This window comes from Pseudomonas sp. KB_12, assembly GCF_052114545.1.
GTDB lineage: Bacteria > Pseudomonadota > Gammaproteobacteria > Pseudomonadales > Pseudomonadaceae > Aquipseudomonas > Aquipseudomonas brassicacearum.
In genome coordinates this window covers 343,455-365,455 of sequence record NZ_JBFREY010000006.1, presented here as the reverse complement: position 1 = coordinate 365,455, position 22,001 = coordinate 343,455, and the positions used below count along the sequence as shown (strand labels likewise).

Annotated in this window: 21 protein-coding genes; 17 read left to right on the top strand and 4 right to left on the bottom strand. The window is 62.9% G+C overall.

The window, feature by feature from the left end; translation table 11 throughout:
• Positions 1 to 57 precede the first annotated feature (57 nt).
• The 15 genes from AB4Z20_RS06255 (at position 58) to AB4Z20_RS06185 (ending at position 16,863) form a co-directional block, all read left to right on the top strand.
• Positions 58 to 816, top strand: a complete 759-nt coding sequence (locus tag AB4Z20_RS06255) for a GntR family transcriptional regulator (RefSeq protein ID WP_253473345.1) — start codon at positions 58 to 60, stop codon at positions 814 to 816.
• Positions 809 to 2,539: a fumarate reductase/succinate dehydrogenase flavoprotein subunit gene (locus tag AB4Z20_RS06250; protein ID WP_253473348.1), complete on the top strand. Its 1,731-nt coding sequence runs from the start codon at positions 809 to 811 to the stop codon at positions 2,537 to 2,539. The genes AB4Z20_RS06255 and AB4Z20_RS06250 overlap by 8 nt, the downstream gene beginning before the upstream one ends.
• Positions 2,540 to 2,563: 24 nt before the next feature.
• Complete coding sequence (locus AB4Z20_RS06245; protein WP_003180418.1) at positions 2,564 to 2,809, top strand: 4Fe-4S dicluster domain-containing protein; 246 nt, start codon at positions 2,564 to 2,566, stop codon at positions 2,807 to 2,809.
• A 220-nt stretch (positions 2,810 to 3,029) separates the two neighbouring features.
• Positions 3,030 to 4,436 (top strand): ABC transporter substrate-binding protein, encoded by a 1,407-nt coding sequence (locus AB4Z20_RS06240; RefSeq protein WP_258690809.1) that lies wholly within the window; start codon positions 3,030 to 3,032, stop codon positions 4,434 to 4,436.
• Positions 4,437 to 4,565: 129 nt separating this feature from the next.
• Entirely contained in the window at positions 4,566 to 5,348 is a 783-nt protein-coding gene (locus tag AB4Z20_RS06235) for an ABC transporter permease (protein ID WP_253473354.1), read from the top strand.
• Positions 5,348 to 6,196 carry an ABC transporter ATP-binding protein gene (locus AB4Z20_RS06230; RefSeq protein ID WP_442089537.1) on the top strand — a complete coding sequence of 283 codons (849 nt, stop codon included), beginning with the start codon at positions 5,348 to 5,350 and terminating at the stop codon, positions 6,194 to 6,196. The genes AB4Z20_RS06235 and AB4Z20_RS06230 overlap by 1 nt, the downstream gene beginning before the upstream one ends.
• Positions 6,193 to 7,155 carry a HEAT repeat domain-containing protein gene (locus AB4Z20_RS06225; protein ID WP_253473360.1) on the top strand — a complete coding sequence of 321 codons (963 nt, stop codon included), beginning with the start codon at positions 6,193 to 6,195 and terminating at the stop codon, positions 7,153 to 7,155. The genes AB4Z20_RS06230 and AB4Z20_RS06225 overlap by 4 nt, the downstream gene beginning before the upstream one ends.
• Entirely contained in the window at positions 7,152 to 7,424 is a 273-nt protein-coding gene (locus AB4Z20_RS06220) for a DUF971 domain-containing protein (protein ID WP_253473363.1), read from the top strand. Before AB4Z20_RS06225 ends, AB4Z20_RS06220 begins: the two co-directional genes overlap by 4 nt.
• Before the next feature lie 568 nt (positions 7,425 to 7,992).
• Positions 7,993 to 8,133: a hypothetical protein gene (locus AB4Z20_RS06215; protein ID WP_442089582.1), complete on the top strand. Its 141-nt coding sequence runs from the start codon at positions 7,993 to 7,995 to the stop codon at positions 8,131 to 8,133.
• A 252-nt stretch (positions 8,134 to 8,385) separates the two neighbouring features.
• A complete protein-coding gene (gene lexA / locus AB4Z20_RS06210) occupies positions 8,386 to 9,003 on the top strand; it encodes a transcriptional repressor LexA (protein WP_018606049.1) in 618 nt (205 codons plus the stop codon).
• A complete protein-coding gene (gene imuA, locus AB4Z20_RS06205) occupies positions 9,003 to 9,635 on the top strand; it encodes a translesion DNA synthesis-associated protein ImuA (protein ID WP_258690811.1) in 633 nt (210 codons plus the stop codon). Before lexA ends, imuA begins: the two co-directional genes overlap by 1 nt.
• 7 nt (positions 9,636 to 9,642) lie before the next feature.
• Complete coding sequence (locus AB4Z20_RS06200; RefSeq protein ID WP_320390210.1) at positions 9,643 to 11,064, top strand: Y-family DNA polymerase; 1,422 nt, start codon at positions 9,643 to 9,645, stop codon at positions 11,062 to 11,064.
• Entirely contained in the window at positions 11,040 to 14,138 is a 3,099-nt protein-coding gene (locus AB4Z20_RS06195) for an error-prone DNA polymerase (RefSeq protein WP_413817773.1), read from the top strand. Before AB4Z20_RS06200 ends, AB4Z20_RS06195 begins: the two co-directional genes overlap by 25 nt.
• 319 nt (positions 14,139 to 14,457) lie before the next feature.
• Positions 14,458 to 16,569: an ATP-binding protein gene (locus AB4Z20_RS06190; protein ID WP_442089536.1), complete on the top strand. Its 2,112-nt coding sequence runs from the start codon at positions 14,458 to 14,460 to the stop codon at positions 16,567 to 16,569.
• 81 nt (positions 16,570 to 16,650) lie between these two features.
• Entirely contained in the window at positions 16,651 to 16,863 is a 213-nt protein-coding gene (locus AB4Z20_RS06185) for a hypothetical protein (protein WP_390178984.1), read from the top strand.
• A gap of 193 nt (positions 16,864 to 17,056) precedes the next feature.
• On the opposite strand, the gene AB4Z20_RS06180 is transcribed toward AB4Z20_RS06185, so the two are convergent.
• Positions 17,057 to 17,578, bottom strand: coding sequence for a DUF4142 domain-containing protein (locus tag AB4Z20_RS06180; protein WP_442089535.1), 522 nt, complete (start codon positions 17,576 to 17,578; stop codon positions 17,057 to 17,059).
• A 217-nt stretch (positions 17,579 to 17,795) separates the two neighbouring features.
• Here AB4Z20_RS06180 and AB4Z20_RS06175 point away from each other — a divergent pair, with 217 nt between their 5' ends.
• Positions 17,796 to 18,032, top strand: a complete 237-nt coding sequence (locus AB4Z20_RS06175) for a YdcH family protein (RefSeq protein ID WP_018604789.1) — start codon at positions 17,796 to 17,798, stop codon at positions 18,030 to 18,032.
• Positions 18,033 to 18,301: 269 nt separating this feature from the next.
• Here the strand turns inward: AB4Z20_RS06175 and AB4Z20_RS06170 are convergent, their stop codons facing one another.
• From AB4Z20_RS06170 to AB4Z20_RS06160, 3 genes are all read right to left on the bottom strand, one after another.
• Positions 18,302 to 19,165, bottom strand: a complete 864-nt coding sequence (locus AB4Z20_RS06170) for a LysR family transcriptional regulator (protein ID WP_018604787.1) — start codon at positions 19,163 to 19,165, stop codon at positions 18,302 to 18,304.
• A gap of 204 nt (positions 19,166 to 19,369) precedes the next feature.
• Complete coding sequence (locus AB4Z20_RS06165) at positions 19,370 to 19,684, bottom strand: SCP2 sterol-binding domain-containing protein (RefSeq protein WP_442089534.1); 315 nt, start codon at positions 19,682 to 19,684, stop codon at positions 19,370 to 19,372.
• Between the two features lie 51 nt (positions 19,685 to 19,735).
• A complete protein-coding gene (locus tag AB4Z20_RS06160) occupies positions 19,736 to 20,446 on the bottom strand; it encodes a histidine phosphatase family protein (RefSeq protein ID WP_046062063.1) in 711 nt (236 codons plus the stop codon).
• Between the two features lie 226 nt (positions 20,447 to 20,672).
• Here AB4Z20_RS06160 and sohB point away from each other — a divergent pair, with 226 nt between their 5' ends.
• Positions 20,673 to 21,704: a protease SohB gene (gene sohB / locus AB4Z20_RS06155; RefSeq protein WP_063322009.1), complete on the top strand. Its 1,032-nt coding sequence runs from the start codon at positions 20,673 to 20,675 to the stop codon at positions 21,702 to 21,704.
• The last annotated feature ends 297 nt before the right edge of the window (positions 21,705 to 22,001 follow it).

The window sequence follows — 22,001 nt, the reverse complement described above, 5'->3', positions numbered from 1 at the left end:
CCGTGTGGGCTTTCCCTAAGATCACGTCATAACTCGTTATGACAAGTGATAAGGGCCATGTCCGACAACGTTCTTCCCCTCAACAGCGTACCGCTGCATACGCAACTGCGAGACGTGCTGCGTGCGCGCATTCTCGACGGTGAATACCCCCAGGGCGGACAGATGCCCTCGGAAAGCGAGCTCGGCGCGCTGTTTCGCGTCAGCCGCATCACCGTGCGCCAGGCCCTTGGCGATCTGCAAAAGGAAGGCCTGATTTTCAAGATCCACGGTAAAGGCACGTTCGTGGCCAAGCCCAAGACCTTCCAGAACGTCAGCACCCTCCAGGGCCTGGCCGAGTCCATGACCGGGCGCGGCTTCGAGGTGATCAACCGCTTGCTCGGTTTCAAGTTCATCGCCGCCGACCGGCTGGTGGCCGAGCGGCTGAAGTTGACTGAAGGGGAAATGGTGGCGCAGATCAAGCGGGTGCGCTTGATCAACCGCGAGCCGGTCTCCCTGGAGATCACCTACCTGCCCAGGGCCCTTGGTGAACGACTGGAAAAGGCCGACCTGGTCACCCGGGACATTTTCCTGATCCTGGAAAACGACTGCGCCTTGACCTTGGGCCATGCCGACCTGGCCATCGATGCGGTGCTGGCCGACAACGACCTGACCCAGGCGCTGGAGGTCGAGCCGGGCTCGCCCATCATGCGCATCGAACGCCTGACCCATGACGCCAGCGGCCAGCCACTGGACTTCGAACACCTCTACTACCGTGGCGATGCCTTCCAGTACCGCTTGCGGATCGACCGGCAAAAAGGAACGCAGCGCCATGACTAGAAACACCCTGGAACAGGAATACGACATCGTCGTCATCGGCGGTGGCACGGCCGGCCCCATGGCGGCGATCAAGGCCAAGGAGCGCAACCGTGATTTGCGCGTGCTGCTGGTGGACAAGGCCAACGTCAAGCGCAGCGGTGCCATCAGCATGGGCATGGACGGCTTGAACAACGCGATCATCCCCGGCCATTCCACGCCCGAGCAATACACCAAGGAAATCACCATCGCCAACGACGGCATCGTCAACCAGGCGGCGGTGTACGCCTACGCGACCCACAGCTTCGAAACGATCGAGCAACTGGACCGTTGGGGCGTGAAGTTCGAGAAGGACGAAACCGGTGACTATGCGGTGAAAAAGGTCCACCACATGGGGGCCTACGTGCTGCCGATGCCGGAAGGGCATGACATCAAGAAAGTCCTCTACCGGCAGTTGAAACGGGCGCGGGTGAGCATCACCAATCGCTTGGTCTGCACTCGCTTGCTGACCGACGAAGCGGGCGCGGTGAACGGTGTGATGGGTTTCGATTGCCGCACCGCCGATTTTCATGTGATCAAGGCCAAGGCGGTCATCCTCTGCTGCGGCGCGGCGGGGCGCCTGGGGTTGCCGGCCTCCGGCTACTTGATGGGCACCTATGAAAATCCGACCAATGCCGGCGATGGTTATGCCATGGCCTATCACGCCGGCGCCGAACTGGCGAACCTGGAATGCTTCCAGATCAACCCGCTGATCAAGGATTACAACGGCCCGGCGTGCGCCTATGTCACCGGTCCCCTGGGCGGCTACACCGCCAACAACAAGGGCGAACGCTTCATCGAGTGCGACTACTGGAGTGGGCAAATGATGTGGGAGTTCCACCAGGAGCTCGAAGGTGGCAATGGTCCGGTGTTCCTCAAGCTCGATCACCTGGCCGAGGAGACCATCCAGAACATCGAGGAGATCCTGCACAGCAACGAGCGGCCCAGTCGCGGTCAGTTCCATGCCAACCGCGGCACCGACTACCGCACGCAGATGGTGGAAATGCACATCTCCGAAATCGGTTTTTGCAGCGGTCATTCGGCGTCGGGCGTGTGGGTCAACGAGCGGGCCGAGACTTCGGTCAAGGGCTTGTACTCGGCCGGCGACATGGCGGCGGTGCCGCACAACTACATGCTCGGTGCGTTCACCTACGGTTGGTTTGCCGGCAACAACGCAGCGGATTTCGTGGCGCAGAAGGAGTTCTCGGCGCTGGATGCCGGGCAGATCGAACGGGAGAGGGCACGTGTCTACGCGCCCCTGGACCGCGAGCACGGCCTGCCGCCAGCCCAGGTGGAATACAAGCTGCGACGTTTCGTCAACGATTACCTGCAACCGCCGAAGGTCACCAAGAAAATGCAGATCGGCCTGCAACGCTTCAGCGATATCCAGCGCGACCTGGACCAGATCAAGGCCCACAACCCTCACGAATTGATGCGCGCCATGGAGGTCAGCGTGATCCGCGATTGCGCCGAAATGGCCGCCCGCGCCTCGCTGTTTCGCGCCGAAAGTCGTTGGGGGCTGTACCACTATCGAGTCGATCACCCACAACGCAACGACAGCGACTGGTTCTGTCATTGCCACTTGAAGAAGGGCGACGACGGCGCGATGACCTCATTCAAGAAAGCCGTCGAGCCCTACATCATCGCCCTCGATGCCGACGAACTGCAGGCCTATGACCGGCTGCGGGTCGGTGCCGACGCGGCGTGAACCGTCCACCCAGAGAGACCGCCCATGGCCTATCAACCCCAGGAAATCTTCTTCCGCTCCAATGCCCCCGTCACCGTGGACGAGGACAAGTGCATCGCCCACAAAGGCTGCACCGTCTGCGTCGATGTCTGCCCCATGGACTTGCTGGCGATCAACCCGGCGACCCAGAAGGCCTACATGGCGTTCGACGAATGCTGGTACTGCATGCCCTGTGAAAAGGACTGCCCGACCGGGGCGGTGAAAGTCGAGATTCCGTACCTGCTGCGTTGACTGACAGGACGCTATCGCGAGCACGCTCGCTCCCACAGTGGATTTGTGGTGAGCGCCGAAAAAAATGTGGGAGCGAACTTGCTCGCGAAGAGGCCCGCCCAAACACCACAAAAGCCATCCGGCCACCCCGGACGCCAAATTCAGAACACCCCTCGTTTCCCACCGCGCCCTGATCGCGGCGGAGACGAACATCCAATAAATGATTCGAGGGGACACACCCATGTTATTGCGTGCAGCACTCGCCGGTCTGGTACTGGCTTCGTTGACCTTGCCTGCCCAGGCAGAAACCATCCGTATCGCCATCGGCACCCAGGACACCACCATCAACTGCGCCGCCGGCGGGTTGTTGATTCGTGAACTGGGCCTGCTGGATAAATACCTGCCCCACGACGGCGCCTACAAGAGCGCCCAATACGATATCCAGTGGAAGAACTTCACCAGCGGCGCGCCGCTGACCAACGAGATGGTCGCCGGCAAGCTCGACTTCGGCGCCATGGCCGATTTCCCCGGGGCGTTCAACGGCGTGGCGTTCGAAACCGCCGGCAAGCACAGCCTGTTCATCAGCGTGTTGTCGGGCAGCACCCAGGGCAGTGGCAACGGCATCGTGGTGCCCAGCGCGTCGGGCGTGCAGTCGTTGGCCGAGCTCAAGGGCAAGACCATTTCGGTGCCGTTCGCTTCCACCGCCCATGGCATGTTGCTGCGCGCTGTCGCGGCCCAGGGATGGGACCCGCTCAAGGACGTCAACATCATTGCCCAGCCGCCGGAGGTGGCCGGCTCCGCGTTGCAAGCTGGCAAGATCGACGCCCACGCTGACTTCGTGCCTTTCGCCGAACTGTTCCCCAGCCGGGGTTTCGCCCGCAAGATCTACGACGGTGCCCAGGCGGGCGCGCCAACCTTCCACGGCGCGTTGGTAGATCAAGCCTACGCCAGACAGTACCCGGAAATTGTCGTGGCCTACCTGCGCGCGAGCATCGAGGCCAATCAACTGCTGGCCGCCGAGCCGGAGAAGTACAGCGAGTTGATCGCCAAGGTCACTGGCGTGGATGCCGAGGTCAATTACCTGTTCCACGGGCCGCTGGGCGTGCAGACCCGCGACTTGACCTGGAAACCGGAATACCGCCAAGCCGTCGGCACCGCCATCGACACCCTCAAGCTGCTGAAAAAGGCCGATCGCGGCCTGGACCTCAACACCTTCATCGATGACCAGTACATCCGCGCCGCATTCAAGGCATCGAACCTCGATTACACCGCGCAACTGGGTAACTACGCCCAGACCCCGCTGGGCAGTACCGATGCGGCGACCGGCCAGGCGATAACCGATTTCAGCCACGTGGCCGAGATCTGGGTGCGTGGCGAGTCGAAAGTGCGCCATTACGCCTCGGCGCAATCGGCCTTCGCCGCGCTGGCGAGCCTCAAGCAGGAAGGCAAGGGCATCCGCGCCGTCTATGCCCAGGCCAGCGACAGCGGGATCAAGCTGCTGGCCGAACAGGCGTGGTTTGCCAGTGATGCCAAGGGCCAGCTCAGCGCATTTCTGCTCAAGGACCAGGCCCAGCAATTTGCTAGCGCCCAGGGCGGCAAAGTCTTGGACTTCAGCGAAGCCACCACCCAGGCGGTCGCAGCCCGCTGACCTGACTCATGACCCTGTGGGAGCGAGCTTGCTCGCGATAGCGGTGTGTCAGTCATCTCAATTGCAGCTGATCTGACGCCATCGCGAGCAAGCTCGCTCCCACAGGGATTCCACTCCGGAGGAAGATTTGTGCATCCATCACCCAAACGCTGGTTCCTGCGAGCCGCTTCCCTGTTGCTCTGCCTGCTGTTCTGGCAACTCGCCGCCAACGGCCACTGGAACCTCGGCCTGGTGACCTTCGCCAACGTCCCGACCCCTCTGGCGGTGATCGAGGCGGCGCTGGGCCTGGGCGAGTCCGGCAATCTCGCCCGGCACCTGGGCAGTAGCCTGGGTCGGGTCTTTGCCGGTTATGGCGCGGCGCTGTTGATCGGCGTGGCGCTGGGCTTGGCCATCGGTCGTTCGAAATGGGCTGAAGACTTATTGCTGCCACCGCTGGAAGTGCTGCGGCCGATCCCGGCGGTGGCCTGGATTCCCCTGGCGATCCTGATGTTCCCTTCGTCGGAACTGTCGATGGTATTCATCACCTTCACCGGCGCGCTGTTCCCGATCCTGCTCAACACCGTGCACGGCGTCGAAGGGGTGGACCGGCGGCTGATCGCGTCGGCGAAGAGCCTGGGGGCCGGGCGCCGGGCGATCCTGCTGGAAGTGATTCTGCCGGGCGCCGCGCCGAGCATCATCACCGGCCTGGCCATCGGCATGGGCACGTCCTGGTTCTGTCTGGTGACGGCGGAAATGATCGCCGGCCAGTACGGCATCGGCTACTACACCTGGGCTTCCTACACCGTGCAGAACTACGCCGATATCGTGGTCGGCATGTTGCTGATCGGTGTGTTGGGCATGGGCAGCAGCCTGTTGATCAAGCGCCTGGGCGGGTTGTTCACGCCTTGGCATCGACCACGAGGAAAAGCCTGATGAGTGTGATGCAAACACCCGAAGGACGGATCGACATCCGTCAGTTGTCCATTGTCCTTGGCCAGGGGAACCAAGCCTTCGAAGCGGTCCAGGGCCTCGATTGCCAGATCGAGGCGGGCCAGTTCGTCTGTGTCCTGGGGCCGTCCGGTTGCGGCAAATCCACCTTGCTCGGGGCCCTGGCCGGGCATCTGCAACCGCGCACCGGCACTTTGAATGTCGACGGCGTGAGCGTTTGCGGCCCGTCGCCCCAACGCGGCATGGTGTTCCAGCAACACACGTTGTTTCCCTGGCGCAGCGTGCGCGACAACGTCGCCTTCGGCCTGAAGATGCGTGGCCTGGGCAAGGCCGAACGGCACCGGGCCGCCGATGAAATCCTCGCATTGGTGGGCCTGGAAGGCTTCGCCGGGCACTGGCCGGACCAGCTCTCCGGGGGTATGCAGCAACGGGTGGAGATCGCCCGGGTGCTGGTCAACCGTCCACGGCTGCTGTTGATGGACGAACCCTTCGGCGCGCTGGATGCCCTGACCCGGTTGAACATGCAGGAGCTGCTGCTGGACATCTGGACGCGCATCCGCACCACCGTGGTGTTCGTGACCCACGACATCGACGAGGCGTTGTTCCTGGTCGATCGTTTGCTGGTGATGAGCCCGCGTCCCGGCCGGATCATCGAGGACCTGCGTTTGGATTTTCCACGGCCACGCACGACCGAACTGGTGACCCGCCCTGAATTCTCCCGCTTGAAGCGCCACTGCCTCGACCTGCTGCGCCATGAAGACGGCCGGCAATTGCCGCGCCTCAATCCTCTCGGGCTTCCCCCTGAAACCTCCTTGCCGCGATTTGCCCTATGACCTCTCTATTCGAAGACACCGACAACGACGACATCCTCGCCCTGCAACCGCGCCTGACCGACGAGGACCCTGGCGTGCGCCGCATTGCCTTGATTGAACTGGCCGACCTTGAGGAACCTGAGGGGCTGCTGTGGCTGGTGGATCGGCTGGCCGAGGACTCCAGTGCCGATGTTCGGGCCGAAGCCGCGCGATTGCTTGAAGCCTGGGAGGACGCGTCGGTGGTTGCGGCCCTGTGCGAGGCCCTGACCGACCCGTCCGCGACCGTACAGGCCGCTGCCGCCCAGAGCCTGAGCCTGCTCAAGAGCGAGGCAGCGGGGCGGGTGATCCTGCCCTGGACGGCCCATGCCGATGCTAGCGTGCGTGTCGCGGCGTTCAGGGCTTTGCGCGAACTGCGCCTGGCCGACGCTGCGCCGGCTGCAATCGCCGCATTGGCCGACAGCGATGCCAGCGTGCGTCGCGAGGCAGTTGGCGTGCTGGGCTGGCTCAAACACCTCGACGCTTTGCCAGCCCTGGCCCGGCTGGCCAGCGATGATCCAGATACTGAAGTGCGCCGCGCGGCCACCGGCGCCCTTGGCCTGGCTTCGGACGCGCAAGTCTTGCCGGCGCTGCGCCAGGCCCTCCGGGATCCGGCCTGGGCGGTACGCGAAGAAGCCGCCACTACCCTGGGCAAGGTCGGTCACGCCGCTGCCGGCCCGGCCCTGGTCGAGGCGCTGGCCGATGATTATTGGCAAGTGCGGTTGCGGGCGACCCGCAGCCTCGGGCGTTTGCGGTATGCCCCGGCGTTGGTGGCCTTGATCGAGACCTTGGGCCACCGCATCAGCAATCTGCGCAAGGAGGCGGCCCTGGCCCTGGGGGAGTTGAACGATCGCGGTGCGATCCCGGCGTTGCAGGCGGCCCGGGATGATGGCGACCCGGAGGTGCGCAAGGCCGTGCGTATTGCCTTGGGGCAGTTGCAATGAGCCCGTTGGCGATTGGCAATTGCCGGGACAAGGGACAATTGAGGCTCGACTGGCCCGATGGTCGTGAGCAACGGCTGGACCACGCTGAGCTGCGTCGCCGATGCCCATGCTCCCAGTGTCGGGCGTTTCGTCTGCGAGGGTTGGCGGTTCAGGTTGATCCGCGGGTTCGGGTGGTCGGGGTCAATGCCCAGGGGTATGGGGTGCAATTGGTGTTCAGTGATGGGCATGAGCGGGGGATTTTTCCTTGGGCTTATCTGGCGGGGTTGTAGTCTCTCTGTAGATTCCTTGTTGGAGCGAGCTTGCTCGCGAAGGCGGCGTTATGGCTGACCGGGATTTTGTTGATCGGGTACATATCCATTACTGCGGTAACGGCCACTTAGGGTTCCGCCCTGACGGCGGCTCACTTTTGAGAAGCGCAAAAGTAAGCAAAACACAATGCCTGCGTTCGGCCATCGTGGTTAACGGGGCGCCCGAGATCAACGTCCACCGCGAGGCGGCCTGATAGCCGACCTGGTTCTCCTGGTCGTACACCCGTCAGATCTGTGGGAGCAAAGCTTGCTCGCGAGGCGGCCTTACAGCCAACCTATCTCTCCGGCCATACCCCGATCCAACTGTGGGAGCGAGCTTGCTCGCGATGGCGGCGTTATGGCTGACCGGGATTTTGTTGATCGGGTACATATCCATTACTGCGGTAACGGCCACTTAGGGTTCCGCCCTGACGGCGGCTCACTTTTGAGAAGCCCGGGAGCCGGCCCAGTCAAAAGTAAGCAAAACGCTTCTGCCCCACCACTTGGCACCTCGCCTAGGCTCGGTGTGCCCTCACTCCGGCATTGCTCCGTGGGCCGCCGCGAAGGGCCATCCATGGCCCAGCGCGGCTATCCCGGCATCCATGCCGGGATGCCCACTCCACAATGCCTGCGTTCGGCCATCGTGGTTAACGGGGCGCCCGAGATCAACGTCCACCCCGAGGCGGCCTGATAGCCGACCTGGTTCTCCTGGTCGTACACCCGTCAGATCTGTGGGAGCGAGCTTGCTCGCGATAGCGGTGGGTCAGCTTGCATGGATGTCGAGTGTGCTGATGCTTTCGCGAGCAAGCTCGCTCCCACAGGAAAATGCTGTTCTCTTGGAAAAGTGTTGATACCTGTGGCCAGAGAATGCTCCCGCTGCGCAGCGGCCCCGAGCTGTGAACTGACTGGCGGCGCTTGTCAGAAAAACCCCGAAAGAGTACAAATGTACTCCATGACGACTCTCACTCCCCGCCGTACCGCCATCCTGACTTTCATCCGCGAACGCATCGCCGATCAGGGCCAGCCTCCCAGCCTCGCTGAAATCAGCGAGGCGTTCGGTTTTGCCTCTCGCAGTGTGGCGCGCAAGCATGTGCTGGCGCTGACCGAAGCCGGTTTCATTGAGGTCAATCCGCACCAGGCCCGGGGCATTCGCTTGCTGAACCAGCCACCACGACCCGAGCTGCTGGACGTGCCGGTGTTGGGGCGAGTGGCTGCCGGGTTGCCGATCGGCGCCGATGCCGAGGTCCACAGTCGCCTGATGCTGGACCCGGCGATTTTTACCAAGGCGCCGGATTACCTGCTGCGGGTCCAGGGTGATTCGATGATCGAGGACGGCATTCTCGACGGTGACCTGGTGGGCGTGCAGCGCACACCCCAGGCCTCCAACGGCCAGATTGTCGTGGCGCGCCTGGATGGCGAGGTCACCATCAAGCGCTTCGAGCGCATTGGCGAGCGGGTGCGTTTGTTGCCGCGCAACCCGGCCTACCAGCCGATCATCGTCGAGGCCGACCAGGACCTGGCGATAGAAGGGGTGTTCTGTGGCTTGGTGAGGCAAGGCTGATGGGCGCTGTCGTTGCGCTGGACACGCTGTTCAACGGCGGCCAGGTCTGGAAGGGCCGGCCTGCGCCGCCAGCCGCCAGCCCGCAACCCACCGGTCATGCGGCATTGGACGCGGCGTTGCCCAGTGGTGGCTGGCCGGAGTCGGCGTTGACGGAACTGCTCATCGCCGCGCCGGGCGTGGGTGAGTTGCAACTGGTGTGGCCGACCCTGGCGCGGCTGGCGGCGGCGGGGGAGCGGATCGTGCTGGTGGCGCCACCGTTTGTGCCCTATCCCCAGGCCTGGCAGAACGCCGGCGTCGACCTGCGCCAGTTGTCGGTGATCCGCGCCGATGAGCGCGATGCCCTGTGGGCCACCGAACAATGCTTGCGTTCGGGCAGTTGTGGCGCGGTCCTGTGCTGGCCCCGCCAGGCGGATGACCGGGCCTTGCGCCGCTTGCAAGTGGCAGCGGAAACCGGCCAGACCCTGGCGTTCGCCTGGCGCTCGATCCAGGAGGCCATCAACCCGTCGCCGGCGGCGCTGCGCATCGCCATCGATACCCGGCCGGCGCAATTGCGCGTGCTCAAGTGCCGCGGCGGGTTGGCTCGTTCGGCGCCGATTGCCTTTGCCATGCTCGCCCCACAAACCGGGCATTGAGGTTGCGATGCGCTGGGTCTGTATTCTCTTCCCGCAATTGGCGCTGGACGCCGCACTGCGTCAGCGCCCCGATCCCGACCAGCCCCTGGCATTGCTGACTGGTCCGGCCCAGCGTCGGGTGCTGCAAGCGGTGAATGCGCCGGCACGAGCCCTGGGTTTGCGGCCTGGCCAGACCATGACCGCCGCCCAGGCCTTGAGCAAAGGCTTTGCCACCGCCGAATACGACGCGGCGCAAATCGAACACTGGCAACAGTTCCTGGCGGCCTGGGCCTACCGTTTCAGCTCCCAGGTCAGCGTGCATTACCCGCGCACGTTGCTGTTCGAGATCGAGTCGAGCCTGGGCCTGTTTGGCCCCTGGCCGGTGTTCGAGGCGCGCTTGCGGGCCGAGCTGACCGAGCTGGGCTTTCGTCATCGCATCGTCGCCGCTCCCAATCCGGTGGCGGCGCGGGTGTTGGCCAATGCCTATGATGCCCTGGTGGTGCCCGACGCCGAGACCTTGCAACAGTGCCTGGGAGACATGCCCGTGGAGCGGATCGGTCTGGAACCCGACGTCGCCACGGCGCTGTCGCGCATGGGCCTGCGCCGCCTGAGCCAGGTCCAGGCCTTGCCCCGGCAGACCCTGGCTCGGCGCTTCGAGGCCCAGGTGCTCAAGCACCTCGACGCGCTGACGGGCAGTCGCACCCTGGCGCTGTCGTTCTACCTGCCGCCAGACCGTTTCGATGTGCGCATCGAACTCAACTACGACGTTCAGTCCCATCAGGCGCTGCTGTTTCCGTTGCGCCGGCTGACCGGTGACTTGTCGGCCTTCCTGTGCGGACGCGACAGTGGCGTGCAGCGCTTCGACCTGCACCTGGAGCACGCCGGTTTGCCGGACACGCTGATCAAGGTCGGCTTGCTCAGCGCCGAACGGGATCCTGCGATGCTCTTCGAACTGGCCCGCGGTCGCTTGGAACAGGTGCAGGTCGCGGCCCCGGTGCGGGGTTTTCGCTTGTGTGCCGAGGACCTGCCGAGTTTCGTGCCCCAGCGCCTGGAGCTGTTCGACGAGCGCCCGCAACAGTCCCTGCCCTGGGAGCAACTGCGCGAACGGCTGCGGGCGCGGCTGGGAGATGACGCGGTGCAGGGCCTGGGGTTTCGCGATGACCATCGACCTGAATGCGCCTGGCAAATGACGCCGCAACCGCGGCCCCAGGCCTGTCCGGTACGCGCTGGCGTGCAACGTCCCGGCTGGCTGCTGAATGAGGCCCAGGTGCTGCAGGACAGCCAGGCGCGAATCCTCATGGGCCCGGAACGCATCGAGACCGGCTGGTGGGACGGCGCCGACGTACGCCGTGACTACTACCTGATCGAAACCCGCAGCGGACAACGTGGCTGGGCCTATCAACCGGTGGGCGAGGGCGGGCCGTTGTGGCTGCAGGGCTGGTTCGCATGAGCGTTGAGTATGCCGAGCTGCATTGCCTGTCGAACTTCAGCTTCCAGCGCGGCGCCTCCAGTGCCCTGGAGCTGTGTCGTCGGGCCAGGCAAGAGGGCTACCAGGCCCTGGCGATCACCGACGAATGCACCTTGGCCGGAATCGTCCGGGCCTGGCAGGCGGCCAAGGAACTGGAGCTGCAACTGATCGTCGGCAGCGAAATCCAGATCGAGAACGGCCCGAAACTGGTGTTGCTGGTGGAAGACCTGGAAGGCTATCAAGCCTTGTGCCGGCTGATCACCCGCGCCCGGCGTCGCAGCGAGAAGGGCCACTATCGCATCGTGCGAGAGGACTTCGACCAGCCCTTGCCGGGGCTGCTGGCGTTGTGGATAGCCGAGGGCAACGACGCTGAGGAACACGGGCGTTGGCTCCAGCCGATCTTTGCCGGGCGCCTGTGGCTGACGGTCCAGTTGCATTGCGCACAGGACGACCGCCGCCGGTTGGCAGACTCGTTGGCGCTGGCCGAGCGCTTGAATCTTCCCGCCGTGGCCAGTGGCGATGTGCACATGCACGTGCGCGGCCGTCGTGCCTTGCAGGACACCATGACCGCCATCCGCCACCACGTCACGGTGGCCGAGGCTGGCCAGCGCCTGCACCCCAACGGCGAGCGCCACTTGCGCAGCCGCAAGGCTCTGGCCGATCTCTACCCGCGGGCCTTGCTCGACGAAACCCTGAACATCGCCCGGCGTTGCACCTTCGATCTTGGCCAACTGCGTTACCAATACCCCCGCGAGCTGGTGCCCGAGGGGCATGATCCGGCGTCCTGGCTGCGGGAACTGACCGAGCGTGGCATGCGCGAGCGGTGGAAGGATGGCGTGACAGACAAAGTGCGGGCACAGATCGACAAGGAGCTGAGCCTGATCGCCGAGTTGGGTTATGACAGCTATTTCCTCACCGTACAGGACATCGTCAGCTTCGCCCGCAGCCGCCATATCCTTTGCCAGGGGCGTGGTTCGGCGGCCAACTCGGCGGTGTGCTACGCCTTGGGCATCACCGAAATCGATCCCAGCCTTACCAGCCTGTTGTTTGAACGCTTCCTGTCCCGGGAGCGCAATGAGCCGCCGGACATTGACGTCGACTTTGAACATGAGCGTCGCGAGGAAGTGCTGCAGTACGTGTTCCAGCGCTACGGTCGTCATCGTGCGGCATTGACGGCGGTGGTCAGCAGTTACCACGGCGCCGGGGCGGTGCGCGATGTGGCCAAGGCCCTGGGCCTGCCGCCGGACCAGATCAACGCCCTGGCCGATTGCTGTGGCCGCTGGAGCGACGAGGCGCCGCCAGTGGAGCGCTTGCGTGAAGGTGGCTTCGACCCGGACAGCCCGGTGTTGCGCCGGGTCCTGAGCCTGACCCAGCAATTGATCGGTTTTCCCCGGCATCTGTCCCAGCACCCGGGTGGCTTCGTGATTTCCGAGCAGCCCCTGGACACCCTGGTGCCGGTGGAAAACGCCGCCATGGCCGAACGCACCATCATCCAGTGGGACAAGGACGACCTGGACGCGGTCGGGTTGCTCAAGGTGGACATCCTGGCCCTGGGCATGCTCAGTGCGATTCGGCGCTGTTTCGACCTGATCGAGCGCTATCGGGGCCAGCGCTACGCCCTGGCGTCGCTGCCCAAGGATGATCGGGCGACCTACGAAATGATCAGCCGCGCCGACACCATCGGTGTGTTCCAGATCGAGTCCCGGGCGCAGATGTCGATGTTGCCTCGGCTGAGACCCAAGACCTTCTACGATTTGGTCATCGAAGTGGCGATCGTGCGGCCCGGGCCGATCCAGGGAGGGATGGTGCATCCGTACCTGCGCCGCAGAAACAAAGAAGAGGCGGTGACTTATCCCTCTGAAGCGTTGAAGGAAGTGCTCAACCGCACCCTGGGTGTTCCCCTGTTCCAGGAACAGGTCATGCAGATCGCCATCGTCGCGGCCGATTACACCCCGGGTGAAGCAGACCAATTGCGTCGCTCCATGGCGGCCTGGAAACGTCACGGTGGGTTGGAGCCCCATCGGGAACGCCTGGCGCAGGGGATGAAGAAAAACGGCTACACCGCTGAGTTTGCCGCGCAAATCTTCGAACAGATCAAAGGCTTCGGCAATTACGGTTTCCCGGAATCCCACGCCGCCAGTTTCGCTTTGCTGACCTACGCCAGCAGTTGGCTCAAATGCCACGAACCGGCGGCGTTCGCCTGTGCCCTGATCAACAGCTGGCCCATGGGGTTCTACAGCCCGGACCAGATCCTCCAGGATGCCCGCCGGCATCAACTGTCGATCCGCCCGGTGGACGTACGCGCCAGCGATTGGGATTGCAGCCTCGAGCCCATGGACGGTCGACAACCGGCGATCCGCATGGGGCTGTGCATGGTCAAGGGCTTTCGCGAAGAGGATGCCCGCCGTATCGAAGCGGCCCGCCGGCATCGGCCCTTCAGCGATGTGGCCGACTTGGGCGAGCGCGCGCAGCTCGATGCCCGGGCCCAGGCGCAATTGGCCGATGCGGGGGCCTTGCAGGGCTTGGCCGGTGATCGCCATCGTGCCCGCTGGGAAGTGGCTGGGGTGCAGAAGCAACTGGGCTTGTTCGCCGGTTTGCCCTGCCAGGAGGAACCGTCCGTGGCCCTGCCAAAACCTACGCTGGGGGAAAACCTGTTTGCCGATTACACCACGCTCGGCACGACACTGGGCCCTCATCCTCTGGCCCTGCTGCGTCCCGAACTGCGCGCCCGGCGCTGTCGCAGCTCACGGGAACTGCAAGAGGTGGAACATGGCCGCAATGTCAGCGTCGCCGGGCTGGTCACCGGTCGCCAGCGCCCGGGTACGGCCAGCGGTGTGACCTTCGTTACCCTGGAAGATGAATTCGGCAACCTCAACGTGGTGGTCTGGCGCGACTTGGCCGAGCGCCAGCGCAAGACCTTGGTGGGCTCGCAATTGCTCAAGGTCGACGGGCGCTGGGAAAGCGTCGGCGAGGTCCGCCACCTGATCGCCGGGCGCCTGAGCGACCTGACCGAGTTGTTGGCGGGCATCCAGGTGCATAGCCGTGATTTCCGCTAGACAACACTACCCTGTGGCGAGGGAGCTTGCTCCCGCTCGGCGGTATGTAGGAGCTGACGAGTGAAACGAGGCTGCGATCTTTCCCCAGCCACTTGAATCTCAAGCGAAAGATCAAGATCAAAAGATCGCAGGCTTCGCCAGCTCCTACAGAGCCCAGCGGGAGCAATCTCTGGCCACAGGAAGCATGTCCCTAGTCCAGACAGGTCGTCGTTCATGACCTCCCCATGAAACCAAACGCCAACCCAGCGCTCGAAGCTCTGATCGCAAGGGATTTGTGTATGCCGACTCCCAGCAGGCATTTTGAGGTTCAGAATCGACCATGCAGTTTCTATCCCAAAATCACGGGTGCCCTGGATGGGGCGGTGAAATGGCCGGGCGTATCCGGGCGTTCGATTGGAGCCGGACCGAGTTGGGCGCCATCGAGCACTGGTCCGCCAGCCTGCGCAGCGCCGTCCAGTTGTTGCTGGCTTCGCCCCTGCCGATGGTGATGTTGTGGGGCCGCCAGGGCTTCATGATCTACAACGATGCCTATGCCGAGTTTGCCGGTGGCCGCCATCCTTACCTGCTGGGGTGCGCAGTGGAGTTGGGTTGGCCGGAGGTCGCCGAATTCAATCGGCATGTGCTGGACGTCTGCCTGGCCGGCGGCACCTTGTCCTACCGCAGCAAAGAGTTGGTCCTGTTGCGCGATGGCAAGCCTGAAGATGTGTGGATGGACCTCTATTACAGCCCGGTGCCCGATGACGACCAGTCCCCGGCGGGCGTGCTGGCGATTGTGGTGGAAACCACCGAGCTCGTGTTGACCGAGCGTGCCCGGCAAGAGGCCGAACGCAGTTACCGAGCCGTCAATGAACGCATCCAGTTGGCGCTCTCGGCCGGACCATTGCTGGGATCGTTCGTCTGGGACATCCAGGCCGACACACTGTCGGGCGATGAGCGTTTCGCCCGTACCTTCAACTACCCGCCAGACTGTTCGCTGGACGCACTGCCCATCGAAATTGCCCGCCAGCGCATCCACGCCGATGACCTCGACGAGGTCAACCAGCGGGTCGAACTGACCGTGCGTACGGGCATCCCCTACAGCGCTGAATATCGGGTGCGCCGCATAGGCGGTGATTACCTGTGGGTGCTGGCCAGCGGTCGCTGCGAATTCGATGCCACGGGCAAGCCCCTGCGTTTTCCAGGTGTGCTGATTGACATCAATGAACGCAAGACAGCCGAAGCGTCGCTGCTCAAATTCACCCGCGACCTGGAACAGCGGGTCGCCGACGAGGTGCAGGCGCGACTGGCGGCAGAAGAGCAGTTGCGTCAATCGCAAAAGCTCGAGGCCATTGGCGGTCTCACGGGTGGCGTGGCCCATGACTTCAACAACCTGCTGCAAGTGATTGCCGGCAACCTGCACTTGCTGGCCCGCCACGAGCGGGACAACGTCAACGTGCAACGGCGGGTCAGTGCCTCCATCGAAGCCGTGGAGCGAGGGGCCAAGTTGTCATCGCAACTGCTGGCTTTTGCCCGGCGCCAGCCATTGTCACCGGCGGTCTACAACCCACGACGCATCTACGATGGCATGGGTGAACTGCTGCAACGGGCCTTGGGCGAAACCATCCAGATTGAAGTGAGCCTGCCCCTGGAACCCTGGTGCATCCACGTTGATCGCAATCAATTGGAAAACGCCCTGTTGAACCTGGCGATCAATGCTCGCGATGCCATGGGCGGCGAGGGCATCATCCGCCTGATCGGGGAGAACATCGGGCTCGATGAAGCGTTCTGTGCCGGCAAGGGGATCTCGGCCGGCGACTATGTCCGGCTGTCGGTGATCGACTGCGGTGCCGGCATGCCGCCCGAGATCCTGAAGCAGGTGTTCGAACCGTTTTTCACCACCAAGACCGATGGCCAGGGCACCGGGCTTGGATTGAGCATGGTGTTCGGGTTCGTCAAGCAGAGTGGCGGCCATATCGAGATCTCCAGCGACCTGGGCGAGGGCACGCGAGTACGGATGTATTTTCCTCGAAGCCTTGCGCCCGAAGCGGGCGAAACCGAGCAACACGACGCGCTTCAGTCCGGCCGGCAAGAGACGATCCTGGTGGTGGAGGACAACGATGAGGTGCGCAGCGCGTCGGTGGAACTGCTGGAGCAGTCCGGCTATCGGACCCTCACGGCCGCCAACGGCGATGAGGCGATGAGGCTGCTGCTGGAAGGCATCTCGGTCGACCTGATCTTCACCGACGTCGTCATGCCCGGCCTGATCAAGAGTTCCGACCTCGCCGCCTGGGCCAAGGTGCAGAAACCGCCGGTCCCGGTGCTGTTCACCTCGGGGCACACCCGGGACATCATCTCCCGCAACCATCAGTTGAGCCCCGATACCCATTTGTTGAGCAAACCCTACGGCCCGGACGCGCTGACCCGGATGGTGAGGAGTGTGCTGGGCGGCTGATCGAGGCACTGCAAACAAATGGAACCGACGCCGTCGCATCACCTTCGAATGTTCAAGACCGGTCATCCATCCGGCCCTGCCATGAACGAGGTGCCTATGAACGACGATCCCGCAAACACCCAACCACTACGCCCTGCCGGGACGGACCAGGCCCAGAGCGCCGCCACGGAGGTCGATCAGAAGAATCGTCATAGGGACAATGACAACACCTTCAGCCCCGGCTTCAAGCCTGAACCGGATCGGCCGAAATCTGGCGAGGATACTGACGCTGATATCGACACTGATGGTGGCTAGCCCATGACGGATGTGCGACACCGATTCATTGTGGGGGCGAGCTTGCTCGCGATGGCTGTGGCAAATTCGATATCCCTGTAACTGGACCACCGCTATCGCGAGCAAGCTCGCTCCCACAGGGGGCGCTTCGAAAAAAACGGCGCTTCCCTGCCAAGGGAGGCGCCGTTTTTCCTTGAGTGAGCAGCGCCTCGCTCTACTTGCTTGGATGCGCAGCCTGAAGTTTCTTGGCGGCTTCCAGGTGATGTTGCAGATCTGGCAGCATCTTCTGGGCGAACGCCTTGGGTTCGGTATTGCCAGCCTTCTTGTCGTCGGTAACGGTTTCGGCTTCTTTCTTGAACAGGGCAATGGTTTCTTCGTGGGCCTTGACCTGGTTGTTGGCGTAGGCCGCATCAAAAGACTCATCGCGCACGTCGAGAATTTTCGCCTTGGCTTTTTTCATCAACGTGGTGTCGTCGGGTACCTCGATGTCATGTTTTTGCGCCAGGGCTTTCAGCTCTTCGTTGGCCTTGGTGTGGTCAGTGATCATCTTGTTGGCGAATTCCTTGATGTCCGCCGATTGGCTTTTTTCCAAGGCCAGTTTGCTGGTCTCGATCTCTGCAATCCCACCGGCCGCCGCGTTGTCGACAAAGTCGTTGGAAGTCGCGGCCCATGCCATGTCCATGCTGGTACTCAGGGCAACTGCCAGGCCGAGTTGACGCAGGGTAAATCTGTCCATAGGTAAGTCTCCATACAAGTTGAACGAGCGACTCTTGTCGTCTCTGCTCAATGGAGGGCGACGCACCGGCAAAGGTTTGATCGCCAAGCGATCCGGTACGACGAACGGTCACCGCTGGTCGGATTGGCGGTCGACAGAACCCTGTCGAGGAGGCCATCCTGATAATCGACGGGCGCCGCAAGGGCGTCTGCCACCGACCCATCGAAGGAGGTGTTCCATGCCGGTGTCCCACGATTTGTGCCAGGATCTCAAATGCACAAAAGACCACATCCAGCAAAAACGCAGCGAGAATCCAAGGCTCGACTCGTTACTTCAAAAATACTCCCAACTTGATGCCGAGGTGGTCGAAGCCGAGAAACCGTCCTCCGGCGCGTTGTCCGACGATGCTTTGGAGACGCTCAAGAAGAAGCGATTACTGGTCAAGGACGAGATCGTGGCCCACATGCAGAGATAATGCGAGGGGCTTTTGTGGCCAGAGATTGCTCCCGCTGGGCCGTAGGAGCTGTGTAGGAGCTGTGTAGGAGCTGTCGAGTGCAACGAGGCTGCGATCTTTTCCCTGCCACTTGAATCTCAAGCGAAAGATCAAAAGATCAAAAGATCAAAAGATCAAAAGATCAAAAGATCAAAAGATCAAAAGATCGCAGGCTTCGCCAGCTCCTACAAAGTACAAAGCGGGAGCAAGCTCTGGTCACGACGGCCCCTCATGCCTTGCCTCCCAACCTGTCAGGTCAATGGATCCCAGCGCTGCGACCAGTCGCTGCCGGTCTTGACGATCTCTCGCAACACCTCGAATGCCTGCTGCAACGCCGCTGAGTCCCGATCGCGGGAGTAGACCAGGTAGGTGGGGTAGTTGAATTCCGGTGCCTTGGGCACCCGTTCCAGGATGCCGCTGTCCAGGTAGCTCTGCACGACCCGGGTGCGGAAGTAGCCGCTGCCGCCGTTTTCCAGGATGTACTGCAGGGCCAGGGGGCCGAGGTTGAAGGTCACGGCGGCCTTGGCCTTGTCCGGTAGCGCGGTGTCGTGTTGGCGCCGGAAGTCAGCACTCCAGTCGATGTACACGTAGGGCTCGGGACGGGCGGCCAGGCGTACCAGGATGAGTTTCTCTTCCAGCAGCTGTTCTACCTGCAGGCGCGGCCAGTATTCGGGCTGATACACCACCGCCGCGTCCAGCAGACCCAGCTCCAGCTGTTGCAGCAGTTTCTCGCCGTCGCGGATGTCCATGCGCAGGGCATGGCCGGGAATCTTCTGGCGCAGTCCGCCGGCCCAGGCAAGCATCAAGGGATTGCACAGGCTGACCTCGCCCCCCAGGTGCAAGACGTTGCGATAGCCCTCGGGCAGTGGCAGGTCCCGACGGGCTGCTTCCCAGGTCTGCACGAGCTGGTTGGCGTAGACCACAAACGCCTCGCCGTCGCTGGTCAAGCGCGCGCCGGCACGGTTGCGTACGAACAGCGCGCAGCCAAGCTGGCTTTCGAGCTTCTGGACCCGGGCGGTGATCGCCGTCTGGGTCACGTGCAGCTTTTCGGCCGCTGCAGCGAGGCTGCCGTGGCGGACGATTTCCAGGAAGGTGCGAGCGAGGTCGATGTCCATGTTCAGGCCGATACGGGGAAGCGGGCATTGTAAGAGCTGACGCGCCTCCCCGATACCTGCGAACCGCAGATGCCTTGTGGGAGCGAGCCTGCTCGCGATAGCGGCGGGGCAGCCAGCGAAGATACTTGAGGCAAAAACACGAATCCCGCCACGGGGGCGGGATTCGTTTGCAATCAAAGACCCGCGAAGAACGCGAGCGCAGTCTCAGCCTGGGAACAGCTCGGACAGTTTCATGGCCAGCATCATGTCGCCTTCGGCGCGCAGCTTGCCGCCCATGAACGCTTGCATGCCGTCGGTTTCACCGCTGACGATGCCTTGCAGGGTTTCGCCGTCCATCACCAGGGTCACCTGGGCCTCCGGGTTTTCACCTTCCAGCAGTTCGCAGGTGCCTTCCTTGACGACCAGCGAGAAATTCTTGGTATCGTCGATGCGGAAACCGAATACCAGGTTCAGGCCGTCAGCGGCGGTTGGGTTGAACTTGGCTTTCATGGCTTGTACGGCGTCGGCTACGGAGGTCATGGTTTCGATCCTTATTTGGGTGGTACAGCAAGGGTCTACAGTAATCCGGACTCAGCGAAAGGTGATGAGGTCCGGGGCCTTCAGCAGTTGCAGGTGGGCATGGCTGTTGAAGGAAGCCAGGGCCACCTCGCGGCCCCTGAATTTCAGGTGGTTGAGCGAGGTGTTGACGATTTGCCAGTTCAGTTCGAAGGCCTGTCGGGCCGGTATCTGGGTGATCAGGTGGAGCAGGGCGGTGATGGTGCCGCCGGAGGTGAACACGGCGATTTTATGGGTGTTGTCGGCTTGCTCCAGGATGCGGTGCAGGCCCGCCTGGACCCGCTCGACAAAACCCAGCCAGCTTTCCAGGCCCGGCGGGTCATACTGGCCGCTGAGCCAGCGTTCGACGATCAGTGCGAAGATGCGCTGGAATTCGGCGCGGTTCTGCGCAGCGTTGCGCAGGATATGCAGCGCCTCGGGCTCCTGGGCAAGCATGTCCGGCAGCAGGGCGCGAATGACCGCGTCGGCATCGAACTCGTTGAACGCGGCGTCGATTTCCAGCCCGGGAACCGGCAACCCGGCGGCGGACATCTGGCCCAGCGCGCCGATGGCGGTATCCTGTTGGCGACGCAGGTCACCCGAGAGGCAGCGATCGAATACGACACCGAGCTCCGCCAGGTGGCCGCCGAGCACTTGCGCCTGGCGCACGCCATTGGGTGAAAGGACATCGTAGTCGTCCGCACCAAAGGAGGCCTGGCCATGTCGAATCAGATAGATACTGCCCACGTCCGCGTCATCCCGGTACGTTGAAGGTTTGGCGAGGTTATGGGGATGGCGGTGAGCTGTCAATGAAAAAACATACGCTTGTTTGAAATGTCCGTTGCAGCCTTGTCCTGCCTCGCTCGCGTTAAGGTAACCACCGGTTTCATGACTGGTCGCGACGCAGGCGCATGGGTATGCTGGGGCCGTTACGCGCCTGCGTTCAGTGGCGCATTGCATTTAAGGAGTTGCTGTGGAGTTTTTCATCGAGTACGCCGGTTTCCTGGCCAAGACCGTGACGCTGGTGATCGCCATCCTGGTGGTGTTGGTCAGTTTTGCTGCGTTGCGCAGCAAGGGGCGGCGCAAGTCGACCGGTCAGTTGCAGGTGAGCAAACTCAACGATTTCTACAAGGGGCTGCGTGAGCGCCTGGAACAGACGCTGCTGGACAAGGATCAGCTCAAGGCGCTGCGCAAGGCCGAAGGCAAGGCTGAAAAGGCCGGGAAGAAAAACAAGGACAAGCCGGCGGCCAAGCCCCGGGTGTTCGTGCTGGATTTCGACGGTGACATCAAGGCCTCGGCCACCGAGAGCCTGCGTCATGAAATCACTGCGCTGCTGACCCTGGCGACGCCGAAGGATGAAGTGGTACTGCGCCTGGAAAGTGGCGGCGGCATGGTCCACAGCTACGGCCTGGCCTCGTCGCAACTGGCGCGAATCCGTCAGGCCGGCGTGCCGTTGACGGTCTGCATCGACAAGGTCGCGGCCAGTGGTGGCTACATGATGGCGTGCATCGGTGAGAAGATCATCAGCGCTCCCTTCGCGATCCTGGGTTCCATCGGCGTCGTCGCGCAATTGCCCAACGTCAACCGGCTGCTGAAGAAACACGACATCGATTTCGAAGTGTTGACGGCCGGGGAATACAAACGCACGTTGACGGTGTTCGGCGAAAATACCGAGAAGGGCCGGGAAAAATTCCAGGAAGACCTGGACATTACCCATGAGCTTTTCAAGAACTTCGTGTCCAACTACCGCCCGCAACTGGCCATCGATGAAGTGGCGACCGGTGAGGTCTGGTTGGGTGTCGCGGCGCAGGGCAAGGGCTTGGTGGACGAGCTGAAAACCAGCGATGAATACCTGGCCGAACGCGCCAAGGGTGCCGAGCTGTACCACCTGCACTACGCCGAACGCAAAAGCCTGCAGGAACGCATCGGCATGGCGGCCAGTGGTTCGGTGGATCGCGTGCTGCTCAGTTGGTGGAGCCGCCTGACCCAGCAGCGATTCTGGTAATTCGGGGGCGGCTCCTCGGTACTGCGTCTAACCGCCAATCCCCCTGTGGGAGCGAGCTTGCTCGCGATGACGGCGGTAGATCCGATATCGAGGCAAGCTGATCCACCGCTATCGCGAGCAAGCCCGCTCCCACAGTGGTTCGGGGGTGGGCTGGAAGTTCGGACTCACCGCCATTCCCTTGTGGGAGCGAGCTTGCTCGCGATGACGGCTGCACACCCCCATTGATGCAAGCTGTCCCTCCGCTATCGCGAGCAAGCTCGCTCCCACAGAGGTTTCGGTGGGGTTGCGAGATTTTTT